Genomic DNA, 6,892 nt, shown 5'->3' on the forward strand with positions numbered 1-6,892 from the left:
TTTGGCAGAGCTTAATTACGACGCTGTTCGTATCCTGCAGAATTCAGCCTCTTTCAGGTCGAAGGTCCCTGGACCTCAAACCTATGGAGGTTGCTATGAACGATACTCTTGCATCGGCCCCGCATCAGGCAGGGGCAACGCCCGTCGAGCCGGCGGGAATATTGCGTCGGCACCTGACGACCCTGCGAAGCATCATCGCGGCCTGGGACGACCGGAAACGCTTTCGCTGGGAGCTTGAGCAGATGGCGAAGGACAATCCGCATTTGATCGACGACATCGGGCTGACGAGACGGCAGGTCGAGGCAGAGATCGCCAAGCCCTTCTGGCGGCGATAATCCTTGTCGCCGCAAAGTCGCGAACCGTCATCCTCGTCCTGGGTGGGCCAAAAATTTCGGAACGATGCGAGAAGCTGGGCCGCCGATCCGATGCCAAGATCGGGCCTTGGCATGCGTCAGCGGCCCGGCTTCTTCCTTAGTCCTCGTCGTCTTCATCGGTGTAGCGGTCGCGATAGCGGCGACGATCATAGTCTTTGTAACGACGGGAGGATCGGTCTTCCTGGTAAACGCTGCGTTTGACGTAGGTCTCACAATAGTCATCTTCACAGTAGGTCTCGACAATCCGCTCACGCACAACGCCGTTGTTCGACGAGCTATTCGAGCTGGTGTTCGAGGACTGGCTGCCCGCGTGGGCAACGACTGTCGCCATCATCGTCGCTGATGTCACCAGTAGGAACTTCATACGCACGGCTGCCTCCATTTTTGGCTAGATAGCGCAACTCAAAGCCAAGTCGAGGTGAACTCAACGGCTGGGCATGCGGAGCGTGCACTGCAGTCTAGCCCCAAAGTGTGGCTTGGCGCGCCGGACAGGATGAAACTGGGTCTCGTACATTGTTGCTGCGCCTTTCTGAGATCACCGCTCGGAGCGGTCCGACTTGCGCCCCAAAAACTGCTCTCGCCGCCCCAGCCAAGATCGGACCAACCGGTCAATGGTCAAGGGGAAGCGAAGTGACCTCCATGCAGAATTCGAGCGCTCATCGGCTTCGGCGCAACCCGGCCGCGCCACTCCTGGGCGCGAGGGCTCAGGGTAGCGGGATGGGCTTGTCACTGAGTGTGCGCAAGTAGGCAATTATGTTTGTTCTTTCAGTCCCGTCCGGAGCACCCGGCACTTCCATGTAAACGCCCGGCGTCGTGAGCATGGGCTCAAGCAGAAATTTGTTCAGGTCCTCGTATGTCCAGACACCCTGCCATGCCAGCAAGGCGTCGGAGTAACGCCTCTTGGCCACAGATGCCTTGTCGCGACCGACGACGTTCCACAAAGTCGGTCCCTGATTGGCCCCTTCGTCCGGCACGGCATTGTGGCAGTAGGCACAGAGGCGGGAGAAGGAGGCTCGGCCTTTCTCCACGTCGGCGGCAGCCAACTTCTTCGAGATCGGGGCTGGCGTTGGCAAGATGACGCCGTGCGCGATGAGATAATCAGCCACTTCGCGTTGCCCCTTGAATTTCGCCAGATGGAGCGATGTCTTGCCGTCCTTTGTCTTCGCATTCACATCCGCGCCGGCCTCAACCAGTGCCTTCACGCAATCGAGGCAACCGGATCTGGCGGCGATGTGAAGGGCGTTTTCGCGGTTGCGCTGCGAATTTGGATTTGCGCCCCTCTCCAGCAACAGATTGATCAAATCGATCCGGCGTTTTGCCAGAGCCGGCATGAGGGCAGGACCCAAACCCGGCGTCGGGGCGGCGTTGACGTCGGCACCGCGTTCGATGAGCAGTTTTGCCGCCGCAAAATGCCCGCCCCTGACCGCAAGATAGAGTGGTGTGGCTTGCCCATCACTCTCATCGACATCGGCACCTGCGTCGAGCGCTGCCGCAATCGCCGCGACATCGCCCGTTTTCGCGGCGTCGTGGATGGCGGCGGCATGCGATGCAATCGGTGCAAGCACCAACAGAATGAACAGCAAAACCCCGCGCATCCGGCACCCCACTGTCAAACTGGAGGACGGCCAACAAGGCGCTGGTTCGACAGTTCGTCGACGATATCCTCGTCATCGACCGTTGGAAAGTCTCGTCGGGTAAATCGTCAGCGACGTGAAAGTGCGAACCGCAGTCGCTTCATCGCGGCGATCATTCCGGCTGACCCGAGCAATGCACCTGTTCACCCCAGCGGCATAAGCCCTCTGCCCCGGCACAGAGCGTCGATCCGCTTTCCGTCAACGAATAGACGACCTTCGCCGGAGAACCCGGATGGACTTTTCGGTTCACAAGCCCGTCTGCCTCGAGTTCTCGCAGCTGCTGCGTCAGCATCTTTTCGCTGATCGCCGGAATTGACTGCCGCAGCCGGCCGAACCTGCGTGGTGTCGCGCCGAGTTCGCAGATGATGTCCAGCTTCCACTTGCCGGAAACCATCTTTATCGCGGTTGCCAATCCATTCTCGGTGGGTTTGTTCACTTTGCCCTCCTTACCGGCAGGTAACCACTTACGCCTGCGTGCGTATTGGTGTCGCGCTTCCCAAGCCATAACTCTGCCTCGGACGACAAGCGAGCCGAGCGTTGGGCCAGTCAAATATGGGATGTCGGAATGATGCCTACAATTGGTGCCCCAGACACTGGACGTATGGGATCGGCGCTCCCCCGCGCGCTGCTTGAAGCGGAATATCGCACGACCGTCCGGGACAGGACAGCAAAAGGGACAGGAGGCGATCCAAGCCTTCATCATCAACCAATCATGGAACGCCTCCGAAAAGCGAACTCCGGCGCGAAACAACAAATCACGTCGGCGAGGCTCGATCGACGACCGCTGGAAGCGGTGGCCGTTCCATGACCAACAGTATTTTTAGGAGAAAAAGCATGAGGAATGCAAAACCGGATACAATGCAGGCCGCCGCCATCGACCGGTTCGGTGGAGCCGAGCTGGTTATTGTGCGAGCCGTGCCAATGCCCGAGGTCGGGCCGAGCGATGTCCTAATCCGGGTCGAAGTGGCGGGCGTGGCCTCGTGGGACGCGCTCGAGCGTGAGGGTGGCTACGACGGGGCTTTCGGAATGCCGTCGACATTCCCCTATGTGCTCGGCTGGGACTGCGCGGGCGCAGTCGTCGCCGTTGGCGGCCAGGTTAGCCGCTTTAGGGAAGGCGACCGGGTGTACGCTGCATCCATGCCACTTCCCAAGGGTGGAACCTATGCCACCTACGCAGTGACGGATGCGGACAACGTGTCGCTCATCCCCGCCAAGCTCACGATCGAGCAAGCCGGCGTCATGGGCTGGGATGCGTTGACCGCGCTCAGCGGCCTGGAAGAGGTCGGCCTAAAGCAGGGCGATGCAATAATGATCTTCGGCGCCAGCGGCGGTATCGGTCACATGGCCATCCAACTCGCAAAACGATTGGGCGCCCGCGTATTGGCGGTGGCTTCGGGCGATGACGGCGTGGCGCTATCGCAGCGGCTGGGCGCCGACGCCATCGTCAACGGGCGCAAGGACGACGTGGTGGCGGCCGCTCGTGAATTCGCCGCCGGCGGCCTCGACGCTGCCCTTGTCACAGTAAGCGGTGAGGCGGCCGACCGCGCGCTGACGTCAGTGCGCGACGGCGGTCGGGTCGCCTGCCCGCACGGCGCGACGCCCGATCCAAATGTCCGGCCCGGCGTGGAGCTCATTCGCTACAACGGCGCCCGCAGCCAGGACGCGACCGACAAGCTTAACCGCCTGATCGACTCTGGCCCGTTCGACGTCCATGTCGCCCGTACATTCCCGTTCGACAGGGTTGTCGATGCGCACCGAGCGCTTGCCACCCACTACGTCGGCAAGTTCGCTTTGCGGGTGAGTTGAGCAAAGGGTGGATCCATCAGACATTCACCAGGCGTTGCGACGGCGGAACAGGATTATGACAGCCATGGAAATGTGCTGGCGCTTTCCCATCCGCCGATCGCCGCTGATCTGCCAGAAACAAAAAAATGTGCTGCCGTTTGCGGTCACCGACTATCGGCTGCAAATGGCGCGTCGGAGAGGATGAAACTGGGCACCGCTATGTCATTGCTGCGCCCATTGATTTCTAAGATCACTTCTCGGAGCGGAGGATCGGCTTTGCACCACTTGCCGACCTCAGCACCTCTAAGCTCGAACGTCTGGTGTGATGCGGGCGTTCGTAGGGCATCTCGCTGTTACATCGCGGTGACAAAGCACCCGCCACGGTGGCGTCAACCGGTTACACAGAGCAGGAAATATTTCCGGCCTTCTGGGAGAGTGGTCAGCGTCCCAGAGGCTGCGTGGGCGTGTCGTCGGTTGGCTATTAGCGCGGCGACTGGAACGCTCCACGTCTCGCAAGCGGGATAGCGAAGTCTCGTGAAGGCAGGGTCAGCTGCGTTCTCCGTTCTGTATCGGCGACGACTGGGAGAGATGGGTACCATGCATATAGGGCGTCCGGAAGTTGGCAGGACATGGACGCGGGGCGGCCCGCGTGCAGGCGCTTGGCTGAGCGGTGCAATAACCACGCAGCGCCGCCTCGCAGCGATCCTGGCTTGCGACGTGGTCGGCTATTCGCGCCTGACGGAGCGCGACGAGCGCGGCACGCTCGAGCGGCTGAAGATCTACCGCAAGGACCTCCTCGAACCGCTGGTCTCCGAGCACCAGGGTCGGATCGTCAAGCTCACCGGCGACGGCATGCTGTGCGAGTTCGCGAGCGTCGTTTACGCGGTGACCTCGGCGATGGCGATCCAGCAGGCCCTGGCAGAACACGAGGCGGAGACGCCCGAGGAAGAGCGGATTCGCTTCCGCATCGGCGTCAATCTCGGCGACGTGGTCTGCGAGGAGGACGGCGACCTCTACGGCGACGGGGTCAACATCGCCGCCCGCCTCGAAAGCATCGCCGATCCCGGCACCGTGGTCGTCTCGGGCACCGCCTACGACCACCTTCAGGGCAAGCTCGACTGCGGCTTCACGCCGCTCGGCGACCTGCGCCTCAAGAACATCGAGCGGCCTGTGCGCGCCTACCGCGTCGAGACCGACGCCAGCGCCTCGGTGGCTGCACTGCCTTCCCTGCCCGAGAAGCCCTCGATCGCGGTTCTGCCTTTCACCAACATGAGCGGCGACCCCGACCAGGAATACTTCGCCGACGGGCTGGTGGAGGACATCATCACGGGATTGAGCCGGGTGAACTCCTTCTTCGTGATCGCCCGCAACTCGTCCTTCACCTACAAGGGCCGGGCGGTGGACTTGCGCCAGGTCGGGCGCGAGCTGGGCGTCCGCTACGTGCTCGAAGGCAGCATCCGCAGAGCAGGATCGCGGGTCCGCATCAGTGGGCAGTTGGTGGACGCGATCAGCGGACACCATGTCTGGGCCGACCGCTTCGAGGGCGACGTGAGCGACATCTTCGACCTGCAGGACAAGGTGACCGAGAGCGTCGTCGGCGCCGTCGAGCCGAGCATCCGGCTGCAGGAGATCAAGCAGGCGCGCATGAAGCCGACTGACTACATCAGCGCCTACGACCTCTACCTTCGCGCGCTGCCGCGCTTCTACAGCATGACGCGCGAAGGCTTTGCCGACGTGCGCCGGCTCACCAACGAGGCGCTCAGCATCGACCCCAGCTTCAACTTGGCGAAGGCACTCGGCGCCTATATCCGCAGCCTATCCGTGAGCCAGTGCTGGCACGAGCCCGACGATACCCGGGTCGCCGCGCGCATGGCGCGCGAGGTACTGGCGGAAGCGCGCGACGACCCCACGAGCCTACGCTTCGCCGCGCAGGTGATCGCCTACAGCGCGAAGGACTACGAGATGGCGCTGGGCACGATCGAACGATCCCTGCTGCTCAACCCCAATTCGGCGCAAGGCCATACGGGCAGCGGCTGGGTGAACGCACATTCCAGCCGCCCGCTCGTCGCGATCGAGCACTTTCACAGGGCAATGCGGCTGAGCCCGGTCGACCCCGAGAAGGGCATCGCGCTCTCCGGCATCGGGATGAGCTACCTGATGCTCGAGCGCTACGAAGAAGCGCTGGCATGGGGAGAACGCGCGCTGCACGAGATGCCGAACTACGGCTCCTCGCACCGGGTGGTGATCATGGCGCTGGTCAAACTCAACCGGCTGGACGAGGCGCAGGCGGCGGCGCGGCGGCTGATGGAGGCGTTCCCGACCTACACGCTCACCCTGCAGAGACAGATCAACCCGTGGCGGGACAAGGTGTTCGCCGAGAGTTACGTCGAGGCGCTGGGCATCTCCGGCGTGCCGGAGTGATCGTCGCGGTTGCAAAGATGCCCCCTCCTGCGCGTCACGTCCGGCCAGGCGACGTCCCTTGATCTCGCGTCGCTTCTGGAAGGATAGTTCTCTGGCCGGCTGCCCGAGGACTGAGCGCTCCGATTGGCGCGCCGAAGAGATTCGGACTCCTGATCCCCAGATTCGTAGTTACCAATGTCAATATAGTCGTTTTAAATCAATTGTTTAGTCAAAACATTGTTTTCCCAGAAGCCTTGGAAACTAAGATCATCGGATCGCCTATAGAGTGGAGACTGCGTCTCGCGCACGGTTCGGTTCGCGCGATCGATCCAGCGGTTGCCGACGAGCAGCATGGAATCGCCGAATTCATGCGTGCGGTATCGGTGCGCGGCGAAGGCTGCGGAGGCGTTGGCGAGCAGAGCATCGTCGGCAAAGGCGCGCAGGAGCTCGAAATGGCTTTCGCCGGGCTGGTGGACGCCTGTGAGAATCGCATCGACCACGCGAAGCGGCGTGTCTCGCGCGACGCGGCCCGTCGCAATGCCATTGCCTGCACGCACGCTGCCATCGGGATTGGCGGCCGCCTCAAGCGCGCGCACCACGCTCGTGCCGACCGCGATGATGCGGCTGCCGCGCCCGCCCATCAGGCTGGTGCCGCCGATGACCACGGCGGCGATGGCATCGAGCTCCAGCCCGGCGCCG

General features: G+C 62.4%; 7 protein-coding genes and 1 pseudogene. 4 read left to right on the plus strand and 4 right to left on the minus strand.

Annotation, left to right across the window (positions count from 1 at the left end; genetic code table 11):
• Nucleotides 1-95: 95 nt before the first annotated feature.
• A complete protein-coding gene (locus tag AC0L18_RS13935) occupies nt 96-335 on the plus strand; it encodes a DUF1127 domain-containing protein (RefSeq protein ID WP_473492771.1) in 240 nt (79 codons plus the stop codon).
• A gap of 136 nt (nt 336-471) precedes the next feature.
• On the opposite strand, the gene AC0L18_RS13940 is transcribed toward AC0L18_RS13935, so the two are convergent.
• The 3 genes from AC0L18_RS13940 to AC0L18_RS13950 form a co-directional block, all read right to left on the minus strand.
• Nucleotides 472-744 (minus strand): hypothetical protein, encoded by a 273-nt coding sequence (locus AC0L18_RS13940; RefSeq protein WP_473492773.1) that lies wholly within the window; start codon nt 742-744, stop codon nt 472-474.
• Between the two features lie 334 nt (nt 745-1,078).
• Nucleotides 1,079-1,957, minus strand: a complete 879-nt coding sequence (locus tag AC0L18_RS13945; RefSeq protein ID WP_473492775.1) for an ankyrin repeat domain-containing protein — start codon at nt 1,955-1,957, stop codon at nt 1,079-1,081.
• A gap of 163 nt (nt 1,958-2,120) precedes the next feature.
• On the minus strand, nt 2,121-2,444 hold the full coding sequence (locus AC0L18_RS13950) for a winged helix-turn-helix transcriptional regulator (RefSeq protein WP_473492777.1): 324 nt from the start codon (nt 2,442-2,444) through the stop codon (nt 2,121-2,123).
• 398 nt (nt 2,445-2,842) lie between these two features.
• On the opposite strand from AC0L18_RS13950, the gene AC0L18_RS13955 reads away from it, so the two are divergent.
• The 3 genes from AC0L18_RS13955 (at nt 2,843) to AC0L18_RS13965 (ending at nt 6,214) form a co-directional block, all read left to right on the plus strand.
• A complete protein-coding gene (locus AC0L18_RS13955) occupies nt 2,843-3,814 on the plus strand; it encodes a quinone oxidoreductase family protein (protein WP_473492779.1) in 972 nt (323 codons plus the stop codon).
• A 55-nt stretch (nt 3,815-3,869) separates the two neighbouring features.
• The gene (locus AC0L18_RS13960) at nt 3,870-3,998 is read left to right on the plus strand and encodes a hypothetical protein (RefSeq protein WP_023796963.1); all 129 of its coding nucleotides are present in this window, start codon (nt 3,870-3,872) and stop codon (nt 3,996-3,998) included.
• A 392-nt stretch (nt 3,999-4,390) separates the two neighbouring features.
• Nucleotides 4,391-6,214, plus strand: a complete 1,824-nt coding sequence (locus AC0L18_RS13965; RefSeq protein ID WP_473492781.1) for an adenylate/guanylate cyclase domain-containing protein — start codon at nt 4,391-4,393, stop codon at nt 6,212-6,214.
• A 323-nt stretch (nt 6,215-6,537) separates the two neighbouring features.
• Here AC0L18_RS13965 and AC0L18_RS13970 read toward each other — a convergent pair.
• Nucleotides 6,538-6,892: pseudogene (locus AC0L18_RS13970) on the minus strand (S-adenosylmethionine:tRNA ribosyltransferase-isomerase); the annotation flags it as partial.

This window comes from Mesorhizobium sp. WSM4819 (assembly GCF_055811215.1).

Excerpts from the sequence above, each read along its gene's own strand:
- AC0L18_RS13935 (WP_473492771.1), top strand. The coding sequence starts at position 96 with ATGAACGATACTCTTGCATCGGCCCCGCATCAGGCAGGGGCAACGCCC.
- AC0L18_RS13955 (WP_473492779.1), top strand. The coding sequence starts at position 2,843 with ATGAGGAATGCAAAACCGGATACAATGCAGGCCGCCGCCATCGACCGG.
- AC0L18_RS13960 (WP_023796963.1), top strand. The coding sequence starts at position 3,870 with ATGACAGCCATGGAAATGTGCTGGCGCTTTCCCATCCGCCGATCGCCG.
- AC0L18_RS13965 (WP_473492781.1), top strand. The coding sequence starts at position 4,391 with ATGCATATAGGGCGTCCGGAAGTTGGCAGGACATGGACGCGGGGCGGC.